Consider the following 24346-nt stretch of genomic DNA (forward strand, 5'->3'; position numbering starts at 1 on the left):
CGATACCGACACGCGTCCCATTCGGATGCGCGATGGTATCGCTATTGCTTTTACCATAGTGACCACACCTGAAGAGCCTCGGACAGCGCTGAAGTAACTTGCCTAAAAAGGGCAACATCAACCCCCAGAGCCAGTAACGGCATGACACCCAGACGCAATCTCCCCAGTAACTTCCTTGACAGGCTGGCCCCTCCCGAAGGGTTGCTGCTGCTCATTCTCTCCGTGCTGGTCGGTAGCTGCACTGGTCTTGCTGCAGTCCTTTTTATCAAGTTGATTTACTACATCCAGACGCTTTCATACAGTTCGTTGGCGGATGCTGTCCCATTTCTCGGCAAATGGGTCTATTTCGTGGTCCCTATCGCCGGAGGTCTGCTGGTCGGCCCGCTCATTCTCTTTGCCCAGGAAGCCAAAGGACACGGGGTCCCTGAAGTTATGCAGGCGCTCATTCTGCGCGGGGGCCGTATCCGCCCCAGAGTGGCTGCCGCCAAGATTCTGGCATCAGCCCTCTGTATCGGCACCGGTGGTTCCGCCGGTCGCGAAGGTCCGATCGTCCAGGTCGGCGCCGCTCTTGGCTCTAGCCTCGGTCAAATATTGCGGCTCTCTGATGAGCGAATACGCAATCTCGTAGCCTGCGGCGCCGCGGCCGGTATCGCCGCCACGTTTAACGCCCCCATCGCCGGGGTGGCCTTTGCCATTGAGGTTCTGATGTGCGGCCTGCAGGTCCGCCATTTCGGTAACGTTGTCATCGCCGCAGTTTCCGCCTCCATTGTCAGTCACACTATCCTGGGACGCCGGGTCGCTTTTGAAGTGCCGATCTATGCCTGGCACAATCCCATCGAGCTGCTGCTCTATCTTCTTCTCGGTTTGTGCGCGGCCCTTATCGGCATCATGTTCATTCGGATGCTGAACTTCAGCGAAAATCTCTTTGATAACTGGAAATTTCCGCAGATCCTGAAACCGGCCGTTGGAGCCGGCTGTCTCGGCATTCTCGGATATGCCTACATGCACCTGCCGGGTGTTGCCGAACCAATCACCGGAGGTGCCCACGGCGGGTCCGGCGCTGTCATTCCACATATGTACGGATCGGGTTTCCCGTTTATCGAAGTAGCGATTCAGGGGCATGCCAGTCTGTGGATTCTGGTATTGCTGATTTTCTTAAAACCCATCGCGACCTCCTTCACCCTCGGCTCGGGAAACTCGGGCGGTGTTTTCGCGCCCTCGCTTTTTATCGGCGCCATGCTGGGCGGCGCGCTCGGCAATGTCTTCCAGACCCTGTTTCCAAGTATCGCCAGCAGCCCTGGAGCTTATGCTCTGGTTGGAATGGCCGCGCTTTTTTCCGCCACCGCCCGCGCCCCACTCACAGCCATGCTCATCGTCTTTGAAATGAGCAACGACTATTACATGATCCTGCCACTGATGATCGCCGGTATCACCGCCTGCTTTTTCGCCCAGTGGCTGCATCCGGAATCGATCTATACCATCAAACTGGCCAAGCGTGGCGTGCGGTTCTCTGAAGGCCGGGACATGGATATCATGCAGGGGGTAAAAGTCAGCGAGGTGATGCGGACCACGCCGGTCACCATCCACAAGGACCAGCCACTTTCCGACGTCATGGCACTCTTCCAGGAAACCCACCTCCACGGCTTTCCGGTGTTGCAGGATGAAGGTAAACTCTGGGGTATCGTCACCCTTCAGGATATCGACCGAGCCCAGATGAAGGAAAACTTCTCGGCAACCACCATGCGGGTCGCTGATGTGGCAGTGGAAGATCCGATCACCGTCTTTCCAGATGAGCCAATCTGGGTAGCAATCCAGAAGATGTCCCCCCGCGACCTTGCCCGATTGCCAGTGGTACGGCGCGGTAGCTCTGGCCGCCTCTGCGGACTCATCAGCCGTAGTGATATTCTGAGGGCCTATGATGTGGGCGTAGTGCGCAAACAGCGGGGCCAGATCATCAGCGATCAGGTCGATCTGCGAAAACCCGCCGATAACGGTTTTGTGGAGTTTGTGCTCAAGGAGGGCGATACCTGCAACAACGCCATGGTCAAAGAGATGCAGGTGCCGCAGACGGTCAATATTGTTTCCATCAAGCGCGGTGGCCAAATCATCATCCCCCGCGGCTCTACACGGCTGAACGCTGGCGATGTGCTGACGGTCTATGGCAAGTTCGAGGATATCCAGCGCTTAAAAGATATCCTCAACACCTGCCCGCTGCCGGTACAGTAGCCTCTATGTCAAAACTGGGGTTTCCTGCTGTTAAAAAGGCAGCCCCAGATAGGTCATAATCCCTTCAGCCGCTTTTCGGCCTTCGGCGATGGCGGTCACCACGAGATCGGAGCCACGCACCCCGTCACCACCTGCAAAGACTTTGGGATTGGTGGTCTGGAAGGGATGCAGGCTATTTTCATCGGCCACAATGAGTCGTCGATCTGAGAGCGATATCCCGTGCTCTTCCAACCAGGCCGGCGGGCTCGGCCGGAAACCAAAGGCCATGATCACCGCATCGGCCGGCAGTACCTGCTGGGTACCGATCACCGGTTCCGGTCGACTGCGGCCATTTTCATCCGGCTCGCCCAACTGGGTGGTGACAACCTCCACCCCTTTCACCCGACCATCACTGCCCGCCGTGAGGCTCAACGGCTGTAGGTTCCAGAGAAACTCCACCCCTTCATCCCGAGCATTTTTCACTTCGCGCCGCGAACCCGGCATATTCTGTTCATCACGCCGGTAAGCACAGGTCACCGTATCGGCACCCTGCCGAACCGAGGTACGTACACAGTCCATAGCGGTATCACCGCCACCCAGCACCACCACCCGCTTCCCGGCCATATCCACATATGGGTAGAGCGGTCGTGACCAGCCCATCAACTTGTCGGTATTACCGATAAGAAAAGGTAACGCATCGTATACTCCGGCTAAATCCTCACCTGGCAAACCAGCACGCACATTGCTATAGGTGCCCATGCCGACAAATACCGCATCATAGTCGGCCAGCAACTTTTCAAACTCCATATCGCTGCCGATTTCCACTCCGAGCCGAAACTCCACACCCATTTCCGTAAAGATCTCCCGCCGGAGCTGCAGCACCCGTTTTTCGAGCTTGAACGACGGGATACCGAAGGTAAGCAAGCCGCCAATCTCCGGATGCCGATCGAAAACCACCGGCGACACCCCGTTACGCACCAGCACATCAGCACAGGCCAGCCCTGCCGGGCCCGCCCCCACTACCGCAACTTTCAGATTATGTTTCACCACCTTGCTCAGATCAGGCCGCCAGCCCCGGGCAAAAGCGGTATCGACAATATGCTTTTCGATGGCGCCGATGGTAACCGCACCAAAATCGCTATTGAGGGTACAGGCTCCTTCACACAGCCGATCCTGAGGACAAACCCGGCCACACACCTCCGGCAGGCTGTTGGTCTGGTGGCAAAGTTCCGCCGCCTCCTCGATCCGTCCCTCGTTGGCCAGCATCAGCCAGTCGGGAATGTAGTTGTGCACCGGACATTTCCACTCACAGTAGGGATTGCCACAGGTAAGGCAGCGATCTGCCTGCATCTGGACCTGGGCCTTGCGAAACGGCTCATAGATTTCGACAAAATCGCTTTTGCGCTGCTCTATTTTTTTTCTGGGCGGGTCAACCCGATCAACTTCAATGAACTGATAAAGGTTCTTGTTCATGATTTTCTCTCTTCTCGTTACAGGGTATTAGCCATCAACTCTTTGGGAGAACTGCCCCGATGTCCAAGCAGCGTCGCAAGATCACTGGTAATGGGCTTCACTAACTTGAATTTCGGTCCATAGCTGTCGAACTCGGTGAGGATCTGCTCAGCCCGAAGACTGCCGGTCTCACTGAAATGACGGCTGATGATGCCACGCAAGTGCTCAAGCAAAAGCTCGCGGCCCTGGAGATCTACCAATTCCACCAGTTCCGTGTTGGTTCTGTTGGCCAACCTGCCATCTTCATCGAGCACATAAGCAAAACCACCTGTCATGCCCGCCCCGAAATTGACGCCGGTACGACCGAGAACTGTCACCACTCCGCCGGTCATGTATTCACAGCCGTTGTCACCAATGCCTTCAACCACCACTTTTGCCCCTGAGTTCCTGACCGCAAAACGTTCACCAGCCCGACCTGCCGCATAGAGTCTACCTCCGGTGGCGCCATACAGACAGGTGTTGCCGATGATGGCCGCCTCGTGCGATTTATACGAGACACCCATCGGCGGGCGAATCACCAGCTTGCCGCCGGCCATCCCTTTGCCCACATAATCATTGGCATCTCCGGTGAGCACCATGTTCAGACCTCCGGCGTTCCAGGCACCGAAGCTTTGTCCTGCGGTGCCGGAAAATTCGAGGTCGATAGACGCATGGTCCATGCCCCCGTTGCCGTGCATTTTGGCGATCATGCCGGAAAGCCGTGCCCCGACAGAACGATCGGTGTTGCGGACCTGATAGCTGCCCCGGCCGCCCCGCAGCTGTTCGACCGCCTCCCTGTGCTCCTCTACCAACCGGAGATTGAGATTGCCGGGATCAGCGGGCATATTCAGCTCGCCATGATAGAGACTGGTCGTGGCCGCTGCTTTTACCGGTGCGGTGATATCAGAAAGTTTCAACCGCCGTTGTTTGGCGGTGGTGCCGGACAGCTCCTCCAACAGATCGGTACGGCCGATCAGATCAACCAGACGGGTCACACCGAGTTCCGCCATGATCTCCCGGGTTTCCCGAACCACAAAGGTGAAATAGTTCATCACCATCTCCGGTAGCCCCTGGAAGTATTTACGCCTGAGCGTCTCGTCCTGGGTCGCCACACCAGTGGCGCAGTTGTTGAGATGGCAGATACGCAAAAATTTGCAGCCCAGGGAAATAAGCGGTGCTGTACCAAAACCAAAACTCTCGGCACCCAGGATTGCGGCTTTGACGATATCCAGCCCGGTCTTCAGCCCTCCATCCACCTGCAACCGCACCTTATGCCTCAATCCGTTGGCCACCAATGCCTGCTGGGTTTCGGCCAGGCCGATCTCCCAGGGGCTGCCCGCATACTTTACCGAGGTAAGTGGACTTGCACCGGTACCGCCATCATAACCGGAGATGGTGATCAGATCGGCATAGGCCTTGGCAACGCCGGTGGCGATTGTGCCAACGCCCGGTTCAGAGACCAGTTTGACACTCACCTGTGCCTTGGGATTCACCTGTTTGAGATCGAAGATAAGCTGGGCCAGATCTTCAATGGAATAGATATCGTGATGGGGCGGCGGAGAAATAAGGGTCACCCCGGGGATTGAATAGCGCAGCTGGGCGATCTGCGGCGTCACCTTATGCCCTGGCAACTGCCCGCCTTCACCGGGCTTGGCCCCTTGCGCCATCTTGATCTGCAACACATCGGCATTGACCAGATAGGCCGGTGTTACACCAAAGCGCCCCGAAGCGACCTGCTTGATCCGCGACACCTTCTCGGTGCCAAACCTGGCAGGGTCTTCCCCTCCCTCGCCACTGTTGGAAAATCCGCCCAACCGGTTCATGGCGATGGCCAGCGCCTCGTGGGCCTCCTGGCTGAGCGCCCCGATGGACATAGCTGCGGAGTCAAAGCGGCGATAGAAGTTCTCTGCCGGCTCGACCTCATCAATCGCTACCGGTGTACCGGTTGTTTTTATTTTGAGCAGATCCCGAATGGTCGCCACCGGCCGCTGATTGACCAGCCGGGAATATTCACGATACACCGCATAATCGCCGGAACGTACTGCCCGCTGCAGGGTCTGGACCACGTCCGGGTTAAAGGTGTGGTACTCGCCGCCATGCACATATTTTATCAGGCCACCAGGGGGAAGCGGCCGATGGCGGGCCTGCCAGCCGTAGCGTGAGCGGGCTCGTTGCTCTTCGTGAAAATCGTCAAAATCCGCCCCGCTAATCCGGCTCGCTACCCCGCGAAAACAGAGGTCGGTAACACAGTCGTCAAGACCAACCGCCTCAAATAACCGCGAATTCCGGTAGGAAGCGATGGTAGAGATTCCCATCTTGGAGATGATTTTCAACAACCCGTTGTTGATGCCTTTTCGGTAGTTGGTGATGACCTCGCGCAGTTCCATTGCTACCACACCGTTTTTCACCAGGGCTCCCAGAGTCTCATAAACCAGATAGGGATAAATGGCAGTAGCGCCAAAGCCAAGCAGAACCGCGAATTGGTGTGGGTCACGGGCGCTGCCAGTTTCCACGATGATATTGGTGTCACAGCGCAGATTATTTTCCACAAGCGTTCGCTGAACCGCACCAACCGCCATGGCGGCGGGAATCGGCACCGTGCCCTCAGCGATATCCCTATCAGAGAGCACCAACAGCACAGCCCCGTTTCGTGCTTCTTCAAACGCCCGGTCGCACAGAGCGACGATGGCATTATCAAGCCCCGAGTTTTCAGGGTAGTTGAGGCTCAACACCACATTCCGATAATGCTGTTCATCCAGCTGCAGCAACTGCTCGAAATCGCTCCGCACCAGCACCGGCGAACGAAACGACACCCGCCGGGCATGGCCTCGGGTTTCGTTGAAGACGTTCTGTTCACGGCCGATCAAGGTGCCAAGCGACATCACGTGCCGCTCGCGCAGTGGATCGATGGGTGGGTTGGTCACTTGCGCGAATTTCTGGCGAAAATAGTCATAGAGGCTGCGGTTCTTTACCGAAAGCACTGCCATTGGGGTATCATCGCCCATGGAGGCCATCGCTTCCTTACCTGTTTCGCCGAGCACCCTAATCACCTGCTCAATCTCTTCACGGCTGTAGCCAAAGACCTTCTGGCTGACGAGCAGATCATCGGTGTCTCGTTCTAATTCCGGCACAGCATCTGCCAGCTCTTCAAAGGGAGTGAGCTGCATACAGCTGGCGGTAAGCCATTTGCGGTACGGATGTTGTGACTTCAGCTCCTTATCGATATCCCAGGAGGCCCAGCGCTTGCCGGTGTGGGTGTCGATGACAAAAAGTTCTCCCGGGCCGACCCTGCCTTTTTCCACCACCTCATCCGGACCATAATCCCAGATGCCCACCTCGGAGGCCAGGGTAATAAGCCGGTCTCTCGTCACGACGTAGCGCGCAGGCCTCAGTCCATTGCGATCAAGACCGCAGGCGGCAAAGCGCCCATCACTCATCACCACCCCAGCCGGCCCGTCCCAGGGCTCCATGTGCATGGAGTTGAAATCGTAGAAGGCGCGCAGATCCTCATCCATGTCGGGATGGTTCTGCCAGGCGGGCGGTATCAGCAGACGGAAGGCCCGGAACAGCCCCATGCCGCCAGCGAGAAATAGCTCCAGCATATTATCGAGGGACAAGGAATCGGAGCCACGATCACTCACGAAAGGTGCGGCATCCTGCAAGTCCGGCAGTAGCGGCGAACGAAATTTGTAGCTGCGTGCCTTCGCCCACAACCGGTTCCCAGTGATGGTATTGATCTCACCATTATGGGCCAGGAAACGAAAGGGCTGAGCCAGCTCCCAGCGCGGAAGGGTATTGGTTGAAAAGCGCTGATGAAAGAGGCAGATCGAAGACTGCAGGCGCAGATCCGCGAGATCAAGGTAGAACTTCGGCAGATCCACCGGCCTGCAGAGCCCCTTATACACAACCACCAGGGTGGAAAGGGATGCCACGTAAAAGTCCCTGTCATCCACCAGCCGTTTTTCGACCCTGCGGCGCACCATATAGAGCCGTCGTTCAAGATCGGTGGCTCCCCAGGCAAAGGGAGCATTCACGATAACCTGGACTATTCTCGGCAAACTCTTTTTCGCCAGTTCGCCAAGAACGGACGGATCGATCGGCACCTCCCGCCAACCAACCACGGTGAGCGTCTCCCGTGCCAGTTCGTCGTCCAGCACCTGTTGGGCCGTCTCGGCCAGCTGTTCATCCCGGCTGAGAAAGAGCATGCCCACCGCGTACCGGTTGCCGAGCGTCCAGCCCTGCTCTTTGGCAACGGCCTGGAAAAAGGTGTCGGGTTTCTGCAGCAACAGACCACAACCGTCACCAGTGCGACCATCGGCGGCAATGCCGCCACGATGGGCCATCCTGGCGAGAGCGTGCATTCCCGTCCGTACTACCCGATGACTCGCCTCCCCATCCATATGGGCGATCAGGCCGAAGCCGCAGTTGTCCTTATCAAGTTCCTGGTTATAGATGGCCATCTATCTCCTCCACATACTGGCTTGGTGTTACTAGGCACCGGTGGTTGTATTGTCTGAGTATTGAATGAAAATTCGCGAAAAAGAGCACGAGTTGAAAAACGTAAACATGATTTCCATCAAGACCACATCTGAAGGTGGATTCGTCATCATTCTGATGGTATAGTAGCACTCATGGCGAACCGACAGTTTCCAAATCCGGCAACTCGGTCGACACCTGTTTACCAGATTTCCCGGACTGCGCGGGTATCAACCCCGCTGTTGGTCAGCATTTCCGGATAAAGAAGGGTACCCCTTTTCTTGAGGGTACTCAAGCGGTCTCATGGTTGATACAGGATCATCAGTGTGAAAAAAAACATCTTCACCCTCCTCTTGCTTGTCCTCCTCGCGTTTCCCGCTTCAATCGGCCATGCCGCAACCATTGTCGGCTTTCTGGTTCCGGCCTCCGGCCTTGGAGATGAGTCATTCAACGACATGACCTATACAGGTCTCATCGAGGCTAAAACGCGTCATAACTTCCGGCTCATCCGTGAGCAGTGCACCGGTGGCTCGGATGACGACCGCCGAAAAGCACTCGAGCAATTGTTCAGGAGAGGCGCGGATATCATCGTCGTCAATGGCTGGCAATACCGTAATCTCATCAAAGAATACGCTTTACGCTCTCCGAAACGTTTCTATATCATCAACGATTTCCCGGTAGACGGCGTGCCAAACGTTATCTCCAGCGTCTTCGCCCAGCATGAAGGTGCATTTCTGGCCGGGGCACTGGCTGGCTGGATGACCCAAAATGACAAAATCGGCTTTATCGGCGGCATGGATATGCCAGTCATCAGGGCTTTTCAGAGCGGCTTCCACCAAGGCGCGCTCTATGCCAACCCGAAAGTCCGTATCTCCGATGTTTTTCTCGCCTCGGACCAGGACGCCTTCGCCGGTTTCAGCAGCCCCAGCCTCGGCTTCTCGATGGCCAACAAGCTGTATGACAGCGACGTGGACATTATCTTCGGCGCGGCAGGGCTCTCTAATCAGGGCATTATCCAGGCGGCTCGGCGACGCAAGCTCTTTGCCATCGGTGCAGATGCGGATCAGGACCACATGGCTCCGGGATATGTGCTGACCAGTGTTATGAAACGGCTCGATACGGCGACCTCTTTAATTCTCGATAAGCTGATGCGTGGAGAACCTATCAGCGGCATCCAGCGCTTCGGCCTAAAAGAAAACGGTGTAGCACTCTCATACATGACCTACACAAGAGAGGTCATCCCCAAAGAAATACAGCAGAGACTGGAGCAGCTCCGGGAAAAAATCATTGCCGGAGAGATACCGATAGCTGATCCCCTCCAGGAGTCCGTTGAAAAAGGCGAATAGAGAGAGACAAAAAAAACTCTCTCCCTGCCATTATCGTTGCAGGGCTTCGGTCCGTAACCAGCTCATAATTCTCTACCAATCATGAGGAATTCATTGAAAAGCCTGCGTTCGCTCATAGTGATCTGCCTGTTATGTATTCCCGCTTTGTCTATTGCCCTCGAAGAAAAAGACGGTGTGCCGATGACACTCGTGGCAACCCCACAGATTGCGCTGCCGGGGATGTCAGTCAAGCTGAGCGGCACCACGGTTACAGCCGGAGACTATGTGATAGTCAACCTGCTGGTCACTCCACCGCCAGAAAAGGTCGTCGGTGGAACAACTTCCAAAGCACCGACACCCGTTAATCTGACGACGAAATGTGATGCACATGGAGCGTTCTCGGTAGACTTCATCCAGACGAAAACAGTCGGCACCTATACCGTATCAGCCAAATCACCTGTCGGTACGGGAACGGGCTCCACCACATTCCAGGTACAAGCCATCAGTGACATCAGTTCGCTTGCGACCTCGAAGTTCGAAGAGCTGGGACAGGCATTTACTGAGTACGCCGATACACTCGAAGAAAGTGTCAACAACCTTCCGGCATCGGATGAGCGCAAACAGTTACTGCAATCGTCGGCCCAAATAACCGCACAACTCACAGAGCTGAACAGCCAGGCAGCAACAATACGACCTCATCTGAAAACTATGTCGGAGGCGCTGGATATTCCACCGGAAGAGCTCGCCAGCCAGCCTGCAGCGGAATTTATCAAAGATCTCTCCGCCTGGACCATCGAGGCGGACCAGCAAATAGATCGACTCAAAAGCCTGCTGCCTAAACAGAAAGCGGCCCAGTCCATTTGCGAAATGATTCATATCGCGGGTGAAGGAATGCGCATGGCCAGCAATGGTCTGGCATTTTACGGCAAGGGCATGAGCGTGGTGATAAATCTGGCCATTGATAAAGGGATTCCCCTGCTCTTAAATCAAATATCCTCGGAGCGCTGTGCCTTGTGGGATGCCAGCGCCAAAGGGCTTGCAAGCGCCACCCAGAAAACAGCGGGCATGCTGAGCGGCATCGTGGGACTCCTCAATGATGCAGCTACCCTCTATACCGATGTTCTGCTCAATCGATACTGTGGGGTCTATTCGGGACCAATCAAGGCGACGATGTCCGCTGATTTCAAGCATCTCGGCCAATCGTATTGGAAGTATTCCACGACAGTAGAAGGAACATTCACCTTACGCTTTCCCAAAAACACTCCCGGCGGCGGAGCGGTACGCATGACGGGCGAGGTATTTGGCAATGCGACCAGCTATACATTCTGGGAAGATATCGAAAAGGTGATGGAGGTTCCCGCGGCGGGACAATTGCTTGCCAGGATACCCATAACACCCGGGCCATTTCCACCCCTCTATAAGGACAGCCTGGGACTTGGCCAGCTCACCAATCTGTTGATCCCATCGGTATTCTATATTCCGCTCGAAGCCCAGATGGAAGGTGACAATGTGGCCATCAAATTCATGGAACCAGTGAAGGAAATAGAAAGTTACTTACTGAAAAACCAGCTCATTTTGGTCTATATGGCATTTGGGTTACCGGTACCTGCCGTAAAATATATCGAATTCCCGGTAAATGGCGCCCATTTCATCCTCTCGCGCGGTATGCGAAATCCTGCCGAAATCACCATCAGCGGCCAAGGAAAGCAGCGAGCCATGAAGAAGACCTACCAAAGAACATATGAAGAGCCGGCAAACAAAGAGTTCACGATAGACTGGGTCGTCGACCTGGATGCCACAAATCCACCGAAAAAATAATCTTTAACGCCAAGTTTGAACGAAAAGGCTTGCCAAACCCTTCTTCACCCCTCCTCTCGCAGGGAGCGTGCAGGTATCGAAAAAAAATGGGTAATGCCGCTTTATCTGGATAACAAAAAAATGTATTGTACGACATATCTAACCAACAAATAAAGCCGATTTGCAATCTACTGAAAATATTGGAATGACAGAATGTCGCTACCATTTCTGAGATTAGTAAGCCGAGAAAGGCGTATACGCCTCATTGTTTTTTTCATAACACTCCTGACTTTAGTTACAACAAACAACCTTTATGCTGAAAAACTCGTTTTAGTTGCTGCAGATAGCATCCCTACCGCCTATATCGACAATGGAAAGCTCACTGGCATTCTTGTCGATGTCATTACTGAAGCGTTCCGAAGAGCCGGATATCCAATCGAAATTCAATTAATGCCTTGGGCACGCGCGTTGAGCGAAGTGAGCAATGGCAATGTTGATGGCATATTCTCAGTTTTCAAGTTACCGGAACGAGAATCTTTTCTTACCTACACAGAAAGCCCAATCATCACGCAGGTAGAATCTTTTTTTGCCAGAAAAGACTCATCAATCACATTTGAAGGTGATTTGAACAAATTTAAACATATTCCAATCGGAATTATTCGGAAAACCAGCTATGGCGAAAAAATAGATGCAGCAATACACGATGGAATCTGGGAAAACATAACTGCAACAAACAGCGTCGAAAGCGTGGTAAAGATGCTTGTTAACGGCCGAGTTGATCTTGCGCCAAGTTACAGACATGTATTTATTCGTGGTGCGAAAGAAATCGGGGTATTGGATGAAATAAAAGAGCTTTCTCCGAGTGTCGAGTCGATACCTAGCTACTTGGCGTTTACAAAAAAACATGACTATTCGGAAATTATCAGAGCATATCATAAGGCACTTGCTGCGATGAAGCAGGATGGAACCTTTGACAATATTTACAATAAATACCTTCAATGAAGCTCATCCGGCGTAAGCGCACTTTTCGAAAATGATGCGCCTCTTGTTACATCCTCAATGGTTATCAAAGGGCTCCTTGAGCAAGTCGACATACGAATTCAACGCCATAGGAGGCCATAATGATCGGACGATTACTTATGACAAAGCTGTTCAGTCTCTCTTTTCTCCTCCAATTGCTTGCCATTCTCATTGTCACTCAGGGAAATGCTGTTGCTGCAAAACTTGAGGCAGTACTCTGCACCGAGGCCGATCTGGTCACCGGTCAATTCCAGAAAATTGAGAACCTGAGGGCAGGAGGCAACGGCTTTATGCTGGCTGTCACCTCAAGCTATGAAGACAGTGTACTGGTGAATCTCAGATGGGAACGGTTGCCTGATGCAAATAGCGGCAATAATCAACGGTTAGCCAGCGACATGCTTGCACTCAGCACCAATCAGACCAAATTTGTCCCTTTCAAAGCGCCGGAAGGTGGCCTGATGCAGGGCCGATATCAGGTGGTGTTAACAGTTGCCGGCCAAGAAGATGAGACCCTGAATTTCATTGTTACGCCTGCTGTGGCTGCTGCAGGTCCCAACGCGGTTCAGTCCAACAATGCTGAGAGTACTTCAGGTGACGAAACAGTTTCAGAAGCACTGACCAGAGTCTTTGCCACCACGGAAGGTCCAGAAAGTGCAAAAGCCGGAATCGAGGTGATCGGTACATTCTTTGACAAGGAGTTGAACCCATCAACCACGGACCCAACTGCAGCAGCCAAAGAGACCGCAACAAACAATCAGGACCCGGTAGCCAGCCAGAACAACTCTCCACAAACGACTTTTCCAGAACCTGCTGCCACCTCCTATGAAAGCAATCAGAGCAAGCCAGCTTCAGACGCTTCACCACCTTCAACCGCAAATTCAGACAATCCTCTACCTTCTTCAGAAGCTCAAGTGATACGAGCAGGCGGTATTGAAATTGTCTGTGCCCGACAGGTGGATAGCAGCAAGACGCCAACCGAGACTCCCGCAATATTTCAATCCAATGATGCGAAAATTTATCTGGCAATGCGCAGCACTGACCCCAACCTGAAAGATTTAGTCGCTGTACAATGGTTTGCCAAACAGGTGGAAGGTTTGCCGGCAGGTGTGAAACTGGCTGACTCCAAGGAAGTCTTAAGGGTGGGCAACTGGAACACCGCGGTTTTTCCTCCCCCTTATGGCGGCTTTTTCCCGGGGACATACCGCGTTACAGTTGCCAAGGATAGAAAGCCCCTGGCCGAGACAGAATTCAGCATTCAGTCTCCCGAAGAAACTGCTCTTCTGCTTGAAGAGATGGCACCTCCGCAAGGAATCAATATAGCCCTCGCGGGGCTGGGAGGTACCGTCATCTCAGCGACATCTGAATCCAACAGTTCAACCTGGGCAAAACAGGGACTCATCGACGGTTTTGGTTTCGGCGGTGAAGACTGTAAACCTTCGTGTGGCTGGGCGTCATCAGATCGCAGCTTTCCCCAAGAGTTAGTTTTTTCCTTTTCTCACGAACGGAAAGCGCAACTGGAAGGTGTGATTGTTGATGGCGGCTCATGCCCTGGCGATGAAAAATGTTTGCAGAGTCTTCCCCGCCTGGTTGAGGTATGGGTCTCAACAACTGCAGCTGACGCCGGCTATACCAAGGTTGCGACAAGGCGCCTCAGACCTGTTGCCGACAAACATTTTATTCCGCTCCAAACCGTTCATGCCAAATATCTCAAACTGGTCATCGCCTCCAATTACGGCGGTACCCGTCGAACCCAATTGGCTGAAGTCGAAATTCTCGAAAAACCCGGCCCGGATTCCATCGTAAAAGATGGGCCAATTGACCTTGCAATTCCGGCTTTCGGTGGATCTGTTCTGCGTTACACCTCAGAGAGTCATGGCGGTGAGGCCGTGCGGCTCCTCAAAGAACATCCGGACGGGAAAGGGTGGCGCTCAGAGGATCAGAATCTCCCACAGGAATTCACCTTCTGCCTCCGTGATGACGGAGAAGCCCTGATAGACAGAGTAGAGCTCAAACTCGATTCCGGTTATGACGACCCCACATCCCGACCTAAGGAAGTTGCTGTACTGGTTTCCTCCGCAAGCCCCACCGAAGGTTTTGTTGAAACCGCGAGGGTCGAACTCCCAATGGACGGTGAGGCTTCGGCCATTCCCGTCAACCATCGAGCTCGCTTCATAAAACTGCGCATTCTTGAAAACCATGGCGGCAAGAACACCAGCCTTGGCAAAATCTCGATATTCGAAGGGCAGGAAGCCGGATACACCTCTCTTCTACAGCGAGCCGTTACACCACTCACCTCTGCAACATGGGCGCCGCCAGAGCTGGACCCGTCGCTGGTGACCTCTTCAGTACAACCAGCACTGTCGCCTGAAGAACCACCTTTGCTGGAGCTTGGGAAGCAAGTCAAGGCTACATTCGACGAGTACGACCAGGTCCACTATTATTCTCTTCAACTTCAGGGCGACCAACCGGGCATGCTGAACCTGGAACTGATGGGGTTACCCTTTTTGCGGACCAAGCTCACCTTGAAGAACACAAATGGTGATACGGTAGCGGTTTTTCAGCCACGGCGAAACGCAAGCCATCAGACAATTGTGTCCTGGTTTGTTGAACCGGGCCAATACCTGCTTGAAGCTGAATCGACTCCTGCCAACCTTGTGCTGGCCTGGGATGTGAGTGGCAGCATGGCGACCCACGCCGACCTTTTGCAGCAGGCGGTCATAGGTTTTCTGGAGAATGTGCAGCCAAGTGAAAAGCTGAGCCTTATCGCCTTCAACAACAATATCCATGTCCTGACCAAAGGATTTACCAGCGACAAAAGCCAGCTTCTTGCCGCGGTCTCAGGGAGATTCAAGACAGAAATGGCCACCCGGCTCTATGATGCGATTGAAAAAGGCATCAAGCTTCTGGGGGATACCGAAGGGGTCGGCGCCATGGTGGTCATGACGGATGGGGCGGACATGGGCAGCATCTTGACGCCTCCACAATTCTGGGATGTTCTGGACAAGAACTCAGTGCGCATGTTCACCGTCGGTCTCGGCGGCGAGTTAAAGGTCAATAATCCGGAAACAGGTATGAGCGGAGCCCACCTGCTGCGTCACATCGCAGAAGCTGCCGGCGGCCGGTTTATCTTTATCCCAAATGCCGAGCAATTGGTCGACGCCTACCAACAGATCGCTCGCGAGCTGATGGCGGGAACCACCTATTACCTGAAACCAACCTGGACGATTGAACCGGGCTCGTTGATCGTCAAAACAGAAGGCGAACGTATCGCCCAGGTGGCCACCCCGCCCAGCATTGAACTTGTCCTTGACGGTAGCGGTTCCATGAAAGAGAAACTTGGCGATAAAACCAGGATGGCTGTCGCCAAAGATGTCTTGAGTGAACTTGTTCAGGGACTGCCGGCAGATGTCGAGATTGCGCTCAGGGTCTATGGGCATCGGGTGCGTGAAGGAAAAAAAGGCGACTGCCAGGACACGGAACTCATCTATCCTTTTGGTAGACTGGATAAGGCTCGTCTCATCAGCCAGATCCAGGCCGTGAAACCATTGGGCACCACCCCCATTGCCTATTCGCTTTTACAAACCGCCAAGGACTTCGGTGAAAAAAAAGGTGAGAAGACCATCATTCTCGTTACCGATGGCAAGGAAGAATGCGGCGGCGACCTGGTCAAGACCGTTGAGGATCTGCAAGCTCAGGGACTGGATGTGCGCCTTCATGTCGTGGGCTTTACGGTCAAAGATCCCACAACCCAGGCTGAGATGCAGAAGGTCGCCGAGGCGGGTGGAGGACGATATCTCAGCGCCGCCGACCGGCAAGGCCTTGAAAAAGCCATTGCCCAAACTCTGGCCATCCCCTTTACTGTTCGTGATTCAGGGGGAAGGGAAATCGCCAGAGGAGTAGCGGGTGAAGAATTACGTCTGCCCGCCGGCTATTACAAGATTGTGATGAATACGCCCAAGGGAGAGCTGATTGAGGAAGCAGTCCTGGTAGATCAGGGCAAAATCACCCAACTGCGCGTGACCAAGGACGGACCAAAGATTGGAGTGCAGGTGTTGCCACCGGTGGAAAACCGGTAGAGCGACATTGAGGGAGCGATAGCGTCAGACACGTCAGACCGGTGCGTCTGTTCCAGTTCTCGTCACTGAGAGGTGAATCGAGCAGGACCAGAAAAACCACGACCACTATCGCCATGACTGTAAACGAGATATTCCCCCAAAGTCCGGAACACCGGCGTGTAAACATTTTCAGTTACTTTTCAGATTGAGATAAGAAGGTGTCTATTTTTTTGGACGATTGCACTCATCTCACATTGCATCATTATCGAAGATAGCCAAACAGACATAAGGTAGCATGAAGCATGAAATGACAACTCCGTATCTATCGAAAAACAAGTAGCTCTAGAACCTGTCATTTCTGGAATTTTTCTTCTTTTTTGTAGGAGATGACACAACCCTGCTGCAGCTCGCCCCGCTCCGACCCCTTCCACAACGTCTAGTAATGTTTTGATTTTTTATCACAATAAACCAAACAATTCAAAATGGCTCAAAATTTGTAAAATACAATTCCATGAATGACAGTCTATATAGGCGATGAGGTTCAAATCAGGGGGAAACAATCATGGCGCAACTGATCTGCCCAAGCTGTGGGTCAGAATATTTTCTGACCTCTAAAACCGGGCCGAAAACAATTTTTAAGGTTACGGCTGAAGGCGCTGTTCAGGTTATTCAATCACCCACCAATTCTTTTCGCGATGGGGATATTGATCAACACAATATTTGCTGTGGAGCCTGCAGCTGGATAGGGAAGTTGGACGGACTGGCTGAATCGCAAAGAGATTGACGGGGCAGGCGATTCTTAAAGCTAACGATACTCAAAAAAGGAGACAACATGGCTTTTATCCAATTCTTCGAAAAACCGGGCTGCATCAATGGGGAAAAACAAAAGCGAATTCTATTAGATGCCGGAAATGCTCTCGATTGTGTGAACATATTGGAACACCCATGGAGTCGAGAGGAACTCTTCCCGTTTGTCGAAGGGAAACAACCATCCCAAATCATGAATCACACCGCTCCGGCAATCAAAAAAGGAGAGATAGTGCCTGCTGACCTGCACTACGATGAGGCCATTTCCCTCATGATCAAAACGCCAATACTCATTAAACGCCCACTCATTCGCGTTGATGGCCTCTCGATCCAGGGTTTTACCGACGAACGTCTTAAACCGTACCTGGGCTCATGGGATGGAACAGATGATGTCGTGACCTGTCCGAATCTTAAAGCGCTCTCGTGTGATGATCGCAAGAAGCCTGCCTGACATTGCCTTTAGGGTGGATTAAAAGGAGTATATGCAGGTAATCCATTAATACCTGGATAATATTTGAGTGAAGGGTGAAGCTCTTGCCTATTTCGCTTCCAGGAAAACCCTGGGCCCTTTTTCTTCGAGAACCCTATATCTCTCAAGGATTGCAGAACGGGTTCTGAGAAAATCTTCCTGACTGTGGATGTAGATATATCTCCAATTGGTTGAGTCGGCTTCAAGTTGGTCAATTCCGAGACTATCTAAAAACGAAATATCGTCTTTATCGAAGTCATGGATATTAAGCTTTAACAACGGCTTGCCTTCAATCTTGATTCTGTTGGCGGTCATGAACATGTTGTTATCTCCGTTTCCGTCTCAGTTTTTTTGTCACATTCTTATGTTTAACGCATATCGACCAAGAACCAAGAACGAATATCTGCTATTCTAGTAAATATGATTCATCCGGTTTTTGCGTAATGCCTTCAGGATTGCGTATCCATTCAGACTAACGTGTTTAGAGCACTGGATCAAGGAAGGTCAATATCCCTCTTTGAGAGTTCGGCTCAATACGGCTTTCGCCCTCCTCTCATGACAAGAGAGCTGAAAGATGCAAACGGATATCCCCGGTACGGTGCAGTGCGCTGCAAGTATCTCATTACAGAGAGACGTTTTCTTGAAACCTGACAAACCATTTCTACTTGAAATTGAAAGGTTACAGATAAAGAAGTTGTTGCTTGGAACAGCTGTTTTTTCAATAACCGGCAAGTATAGAAAAAGATCCTCATACTCTTAAATCCCTATTCGACGCGCACATGATGACATGAAAAAACCCATCGGCTTTTCCACTCAGATCCTGGTCCTTTTCATATCCTTGTGTGTGCTCTGCATCGGTCTTGTTGGGGTCATCAGCTACCGGATCACCAATCAGCTGAATATCGATCTGGTCATGACCAACCTCCGCACCCTGACCGATTCAACGTACAACCTGATTGATTCGACAATCAATACTTCAATCAGAAACCATTTGCGGGCCATTGCCGAGCAGGACAGGAAGCTGATGGAAATGTACTTCAAACGAGTGGAGTCTGGAGAGCTCAGCGAGACAGCGGCTAAGGCGGAAGTCGAGGAAATTTTCCTAGGTCAAACCATCGGTGAAACCGGCTATACCTATGTCGTCGATACTGACGGCACCCTTATGGTCCATCCGCTCATGAAGGGCTCGGATCTATCGAACTATACCTTCATAAAAGAACAGATCGATAAAAAAAACGGTTACATGGAGTATTCATGGAAGAATCCGTCAGATCCTCTTCCCAGAGACAAAGTGCTTTATATGTCATATTTCGACAAATGGCAGGCTATTATCTCAGTCTCTTCTTATAAATCGGAATTCACCTCACTGGTGAATGTCGACGACTTTAAAAACAACATTCTGTCCATCGTTCTGGGCGAAACCGGATATTTGTATGTGATGAATTCACGGGGGGAGCTGGTCATCCACCCCAAACTGGAAGGAACCAGTATTTACGACTCAGTTGACTCACAGGGAAATTACTTCATTCAGGAGATCATCAAGAATAAAAATGGCACCATCATCTATCCCTGGAAGAATCCGGGGGAATCTGCGCCGCGGGAAAAGATTGTCATCTATAAATATTTCAAACCGATGGACTGGTATGTGTGTAGCGGTGTCTACATAGACGAACTGATCAAGCCCATCGAACAGATGAAAAAACAGCTGACGCTAACGGCTCTCTGTATTCTCATTTTTGCGGTCTGCATTTCGCTCTGGTACAGCAGACTTCTGTTGCGACCGATCACCGGCCTGATCCGCGCCACCGAACGTGTGATAGACGGGCACTTCGATGTACAAATCGTCACCAGACGTGGTGACGAAATCGGCAGACTGACCACCATCTTCAATAAAATGCTCACTCAGATCAGGCAGTATATGACCGATCTTAACAAGACCAACAAAGAACTGGAGACTGTCAACACCAGCCTTGAGCAAAAGGTTGAGGAGCGAACCCGACAGCTGGAGGCTCTCTCCAATCAGGACTGGTTGACCGGAATTGCCAATCGCCGCAAACTGGATGAATACCTCCTACATGAATACAACTTGGCCGCTCGCAGCGACTTTCCCCTTTCTCTCATCATCTTGGACATCGATTTCTTTAAGAAGTACAATGACCGGTATGGCCACCTTGCCGGAGATGACTGCCTGAAAGAGGTGGCTCGCACACTCTCCGAGTCATTGCACAGAACATCAGACTTTGCCGCCAGATACGGTGGCGAGGAATTCATAGCCATCCTCAGTAACAGTTCTCATAATTCTGCCTGTGAGATCGCCGAACGGATCCGCACCAACATCGAGCAGCTTAACATACCCCACGAAGGTTCGACGGTGGCTCCCGTGGTAACAGTCAGCCTGGGAATATGCACTCTTACCAACTGCCAAAAAACTCCCCTCCGACAATTCATCACCCTTGCTGATCAATCCCTTTACCGAGCCAAAGAGAAGGGGCGGAATCGTATTGAAGGCATTCAGATCTGAAGCATAGACAACAGCATATGGCTGTTTATGACGTGTAATCGAACATGTTTTCAAAATCTTAGTTGCACCTTTAACTTCAGCCAGATGGATATCCAAGCAATGGACCAATTTGACAATTGGAGGAACATTCCCTTATCCTAAGACAAGACTGGCATGAATAAACAAGTGAAACGTGGCTGATTGATATTCTCAAGAGACAACAGACGGTGAAATTAACAGAGGTGAAGGCGTGACTATACAACCGGGTACAATATCTTCTACTATTCGGCAAAATGTGCGACAGATAGAGCTTTTCTCCAACCTGTCAGATGATGAAATCGACATCCTGATGAAACATGCCAAAATTCGCTCCCTCGTAGAGGATGAAGCGCTTTTCCATCAGGGAGACAATGGTGATTTTTTCGCGATAATCATAGATGGTCGCATTGAAATCACAAAACACACAGAAATGGAGACCCCTGTTTCTCTTGCCTCCCTAACCTGTGGTGATACCCTTGGAGAAATGGCACTCATCGACCAGGAAGCAAGATCCGCTTCAGCGACCGCCATCGAGCCATCCTCCGTATTTGTTCTTTCCAGGAAAAGCTTTGATATGCTGGTTGACCAATACCCCCGATGTGGAACAAAACTACTGAGAAAGTTAGCAATAATTCTCTGTAATCATCTTCGCAAAACTTCAGGACGGTTCGCAGAATCCATCGAGCCAAGTCTTCTCACATAGACATCTCGTTCGCAGTATTGGCGTAATGCCATATTCTCTGCCTCTTGCTGAACTGGAGTATCAGAACTTTCACAGTGCAGGTAATACTGCACTGTGGCTAAACCATCTGCAGTGCCCAGTTCATGGATCAAAGTATTGACGATTGTCCCGGTTTACGATCTGTTCCGACCAAAACATGATTCTTCGTACATTCCTCCTGTTTCTGCCTGAGCGTTGTTTTCCATGAGATAAAATTTTAATCATTTATTTGCAGACAGATTCGGCCCCTGATCATCGGTTACAAACGCGGAGCCTGATAACGAGGGTTGATTTACAATTCTGTACTTCAGCCTTCTATCGAATTTCACATATGAAATCGAGTTACGTTTTAGTTATTGGCGTAAACCATCATCTTTGCATCCGATTACGAATTTTCTCTTTTTATAACAAATAACACGAGTAACAATTCCTTTTATCACACTCCTGGCACCATACCTGCATAACTCCATGTGGTAGTTATCGATGACACGTTCATTTTGTCAGAAAATACAATTTCTTTTCATCCCAAGACTCGATCTTTTAGTCACAATTCAGGAGTAAGAGAAATTTTTACCACAGACATACAACCAATATCAGGATCTTCGTTTGCCTCTAAGTATACAATTTAGAGCATAAGGAAGATATCGTCCCAAAGGGCAGTTTCAGGATGAAAACAAGTTGAACATTTCCCTGGTGGGATAGCTAACAGTGTTACAAACTTTACACTACGAGGGAACAATGAAAGAATTTGAGAAACAGAAAATGTTGCTGGAAAAGCACAAGGACATAGCGCGCATTGATCAGGAGTCAAAACGAACACATGGCTGGTATGTACGTGTGCGCTTTATTGGCAAGACACATTCAAAGTTTTTTTCTGACAAAAAATGTGGTGGAAGATATTCAAGCCTGTTGTCGGCAATCTCCTGGCGAGACAAAATTGAGAAGAAGATTGGGAAAATACGCACAAACAAGCATATGGTTACCGTCAGCAACTCAAGCACCGGCGTTGTCGGCGTGCGGCTGAATGAAAAACTGAGCAGGTATGAGGTAAGCTGGGTAACCCATCAGGGCAAACAAGGAAAAACCTCCGTTTCCATTAAGAAACACGGCAAAAAATCTGCATTTGCCAAAGCGTGCGCTATTCGCCAGCAAAAAGAACAGTCTCGCCTCGAGTACTCCGCATAGCCTCCTCCCGAAGGCTCCCTGACAACTCTGCAGAGTGTGTTGTCGGGGAGTCTTTTGAAAATATTGCTACTTCATGAAAACAGGCTTGAGCGATGGGGTAGAAAATGAAGACACGTTTCCCATGGCGCCCTGCCTAATAGCTTCATCACAATGCTCCAGACACAACCTTCCTGAAACCTGACGTAATCCCATCATGGTCGTCTAGCCGGTACATCATCTCCGTTTTTCTCACTGCGCAATTCAGGTCGCAGCAGTTTTCCCCAGCGCTCATTAAAGGGATGAACCCTCGCCACAGGCCCATTATCACTCTCCAACGGATAGCCTTTATTGGCCCACATGAAAATTGAGCCACGCAGGTTATAGACATTTTGAAGGCCCTGCTGTTGTAATTGCTGGACATACTTTGCCGAGCGCAGACCAACAGAGCAGTAGGCAACAATCAACAGGTCCTTCTCACTTTTTTCAGGTTGAAATGCGTCTGCAGGAAGGGCATTTGGCAGATGACTGACCTGGTATTCCGCCGGTTCACGAACATCGACCAAAACAAATTGTTGATTACTATCCAGCATTGACCGCACCTCTTCCACGCTCAATTGCCGGACGGTTGGGAAATCTTGATCAAGAGCCTGATCGATATCCGCCCATTCAAGTTCACCAAACATGAGCGACCAGCGAAAACCGCTAAGCAGAAGCGTTGCCAGCAGGACAATAAATATTTTGGAGATCGTCTTCATCCACATTTCCCTGTCGGTTACTCAGCAAGTCTCTTTGATGAAAAGGATCTGGTTTTAAATAAACATCAGCGGAGAGCACTCTGCCTGCCCTTTCCGGTCTTTTTCGTACCATCTGAGCCAGCGCAATACCTGGACAATCTATTTCGATCAGGCGGATTTTGATGACAGCCATTGGTGGTAACCTACCTTCGGCTCTCAAAAAGGATAGCGACCCGGCAGTTATCATCAAATACCGCCTGCAACACGCAAAAAGGGGAATTTCGACTATTTTAACACGAAATTCCCCATTTGGCAGCGCAGCTCAGTACCAGACCTTATTTGACGGCGTCAACCTCGTAATCCGCACCCTTCCAGGCAAAGATCCCGCCCGGATGACGGAAGACATTGGTGTAACCCATTTTTTTGGCCCACAGAGCCCCGTTATGGCTACGGGTACACTTAACGAAGCCACAGTAGACAACGATCTTTTTATTTTTATCAGCACCCAGCAGTGCCGCATAGTCAGCTTCGCTCTTACCCCCAGTTTCCTCGCTGTTCCATTCGCTCATTTCAGGGATGGGAAAAAGAAACTGTTTTGCACCAGGTATATGATTCTTCTTGTAGCTGTTCTCATAAGGCATGGTGTCAATAATGAGAATATCCTCATTTGCGGCAATGGCCTGATGCAGTTCCTCGGTGGTGATTACATCATATCCGCCTTGCTGAACTTCTCGTACCAACTTCACCGCCGAACTCTCAGTTGTAACTTCCTGCTCAAACTTTGAAGTGCCAAAGGCAAAGGCGTTTCCGCCAAAGCAGAATGATGCTGCAACCAATAGTGTAATCAATGTTTTTTTCATCGCTGTTCTCCGTGTTGAGTGGATAATTTAGAAAAAGAATGCCAGAAACCATAAGTCAGGGGGATAAGTAACAAAAGATCTCGAATAAGTGCGGTACGTAAGCCGGAGAACGCAGTATGTTCGGGATCTTCAGCACTAAAACAGCCGCAGTCAATATCGAGACCCAGATGGATGCCATAGGAGAGAACCGCTATAAAGATGCCCAAAAGCACTGCAGTGAGCCAAAGGCCTGCCTTTCTGTTCATAAGTAACAGAAGTGCAGCAAGCAGCTCCACCAATGGCAGGACGATCGCCACCGGCAGCAGCAGAAACGTCGGTAACAGACCATACGCCGCTATGACGTTTGCAAACAGCGCGGGATCAAGCAGTTTGGGAAGGCAGGCGTAGAGAAAGATCCCAGCCAGCAGCCAGCGCGCGCCACGGTCAAGCCAGGTTGTACGTCTCTTGCTACCACTGCCCTTTGGTTCCATACTTCTCCATTGCTCATCCAGCTCATCGACGTCGGCCACACGGTTTTTCTGCCCAAAGCCATCGTATCAAGGCGCCAAATATCGCGTGATGCTGTCGATTTGTCAAATCGTTAATCCCGATCAGAGTATGGAGTTTCATCCGACATTCCAATACACTGCAACAGAGTGAGACTTTCCACTTCACTTGCCTTCTACAATCGCGCTATAATCAAA

At 51.3% G+C, this 24346-nt stretch carries 16 protein-coding genes; 9 read left to right on the top strand and 7 right to left on the bottom strand.

Annotation, left to right across the window (positions count from 1 at the left end; all coding sequences use genetic code 11):
- Positions 1 to 141: 141 nt before the first annotated feature.
- Complete coding sequence (locus BUF15_RS09025) at positions 142 to 2226, top strand: chloride channel protein (RefSeq protein WP_073613149.1); 2085 nt, start codon at positions 142 to 144, stop codon at positions 2224 to 2226.
- A gap of 30 nt (positions 2227 to 2256) precedes the next feature.
- On the opposite strand, the gene BUF15_RS09030 is transcribed toward BUF15_RS09025, so the two are convergent.
- The gene (locus BUF15_RS09030) at positions 2257 to 3678 is read right to left on the bottom strand and encodes an FAD-dependent oxidoreductase (RefSeq protein WP_073613150.1); all 1422 of its coding nucleotides are present in this window, start codon (positions 3676 to 3678) and stop codon (positions 2257 to 2259) included.
- Between the two features lie 17 nt (positions 3679 to 3695).
- Complete coding sequence (gene gltB / locus BUF15_RS09035) at positions 3696 to 8156, bottom strand: glutamate synthase large subunit (protein WP_073613151.1); 4461 nt, start codon at positions 8154 to 8156, stop codon at positions 3696 to 3698.
- 342 nt (positions 8157 to 8498) lie between these two features.
- On the opposite strand from gltB, the gene BUF15_RS09040 reads away from it, so the two are divergent.
- From BUF15_RS09040 to BUF15_RS09065, 5 genes are all read left to right on the top strand, one after another.
- Positions 8499 to 9518, top strand: a complete 1020-nt coding sequence (locus tag BUF15_RS09040; RefSeq protein WP_073613152.1) for a BMP family lipoprotein — start codon at positions 8499 to 8501, stop codon at positions 9516 to 9518.
- A 93-nt stretch (positions 9519 to 9611) separates the two neighbouring features.
- Positions 9612 to 11315, top strand: a complete 1704-nt coding sequence (locus tag BUF15_RS09045) for a hypothetical protein (RefSeq protein WP_073613153.1) — start codon at positions 9612 to 9614, stop codon at positions 11313 to 11315.
- Between the two features lie 192 nt (positions 11316 to 11507).
- Positions 11508 to 12296, top strand: coding sequence for a substrate-binding periplasmic protein (locus BUF15_RS09050; protein WP_073613154.1), 789 nt, complete (start codon positions 11508 to 11510; stop codon positions 12294 to 12296).
- Positions 12297 to 12415: 119 nt separating this feature from the next.
- Positions 12416 to 16390 carry a VWA domain-containing protein gene (locus BUF15_RS09055; protein ID WP_073613155.1) on the top strand — a complete coding sequence of 1325 codons (3975 nt, stop codon included), beginning with the start codon at positions 12416 to 12418 and terminating at the stop codon, positions 16388 to 16390.
- 811 nt (positions 16391 to 17201) lie between these two features.
- The gene (locus BUF15_RS09065) at positions 17202 to 17627 is read left to right on the top strand and encodes an ArsC/Spx/MgsR family protein (RefSeq protein ID WP_073613157.1); all 426 of its coding nucleotides are present in this window, start codon (positions 17202 to 17204) and stop codon (positions 17625 to 17627) included.
- Positions 17628 to 17714: 87 nt separating this feature from the next.
- On the opposite strand, the gene BUF15_RS09070 is transcribed toward BUF15_RS09065, so the two are convergent.
- On the bottom strand, positions 17715 to 17960 hold the full coding sequence (locus tag BUF15_RS09070; protein WP_159441264.1) for a hypothetical protein: 246 nt from the start codon (positions 17958 to 17960) through the stop codon (positions 17715 to 17717).
- A gap of 472 nt (positions 17961 to 18432) precedes the next feature.
- Between BUF15_RS09070 and BUF15_RS09080 the strand changes: the two genes are divergently transcribed.
- The 3 genes from BUF15_RS09080 (at position 18433) to BUF15_RS09090 (ending at position 22090) form a co-directional block, all read left to right on the top strand.
- Complete coding sequence (locus BUF15_RS09080; protein WP_073613160.1) at positions 18433 to 20166, top strand: sensor domain-containing diguanylate cyclase; 1734 nt, start codon at positions 18433 to 18435, stop codon at positions 20164 to 20166.
- 229 nt (positions 20167 to 20395) lie between these two features.
- The gene (locus BUF15_RS09085; RefSeq protein ID WP_143170673.1) at positions 20396 to 20887 is read left to right on the top strand and encodes a cyclic nucleotide-binding domain-containing protein; all 492 of its coding nucleotides are present in this window, start codon (positions 20396 to 20398) and stop codon (positions 20885 to 20887) included.
- 756 nt (positions 20888 to 21643) lie between these two features.
- Positions 21644 to 22090, top strand: coding sequence for an AP2 domain-containing protein (locus BUF15_RS09090; protein ID WP_073613162.1), 447 nt, complete (start codon positions 21644 to 21646; stop codon positions 22088 to 22090).
- A 191-nt stretch (positions 22091 to 22281) separates the two neighbouring features.
- Here BUF15_RS09090 and BUF15_RS09095 read toward each other — a convergent pair whose 3' ends face one another.
- From BUF15_RS09095 to BUF15_RS09105, 4 genes are all read right to left on the bottom strand, one after another.
- On the bottom strand, positions 22282 to 22824 hold the full coding sequence (locus BUF15_RS09095; RefSeq protein WP_159441265.1) for a rhodanese-like domain-containing protein: 543 nt from the start codon (positions 22822 to 22824) through the stop codon (positions 22282 to 22284).
- On the bottom strand, positions 22772 to 22996 hold the full coding sequence (locus BUF15_RS27070) for a hypothetical protein (RefSeq protein ID WP_159441266.1): 225 nt from the start codon (positions 22994 to 22996) through the stop codon (positions 22772 to 22774). The genes BUF15_RS09095 and BUF15_RS27070 overlap by 53 nt, the downstream gene beginning before the upstream one ends.
- Positions 22997 to 23138: 142 nt before the next feature.
- Positions 23139 to 23663 carry a rhodanese-like domain-containing protein gene (locus BUF15_RS09100; RefSeq protein WP_073613163.1) on the bottom strand — a complete coding sequence of 175 codons (525 nt, stop codon included), beginning with the start codon at positions 23661 to 23663 and terminating at the stop codon, positions 23139 to 23141.
- Positions 23660 to 24133, bottom strand: a complete 474-nt coding sequence (locus BUF15_RS09105) for a MauE/DoxX family redox-associated membrane protein (protein ID WP_073613164.1) — start codon at positions 24131 to 24133, stop codon at positions 23660 to 23662. The genes BUF15_RS09100 and BUF15_RS09105 overlap by 4 nt, the downstream gene beginning before the upstream one ends.
- Between the last annotated feature and the right edge of the window lie 213 nt (positions 24134 to 24346).

Origin of the sequence: Desulfopila aestuarii DSM 18488, from assembly GCF_900143695.1 — a bacterium.
Lineage (GTDB): Bacteria > Desulfobacterota > Desulfobulbia > Desulfobulbales > Desulfocapsaceae > Desulfopila > Desulfopila aestuarii.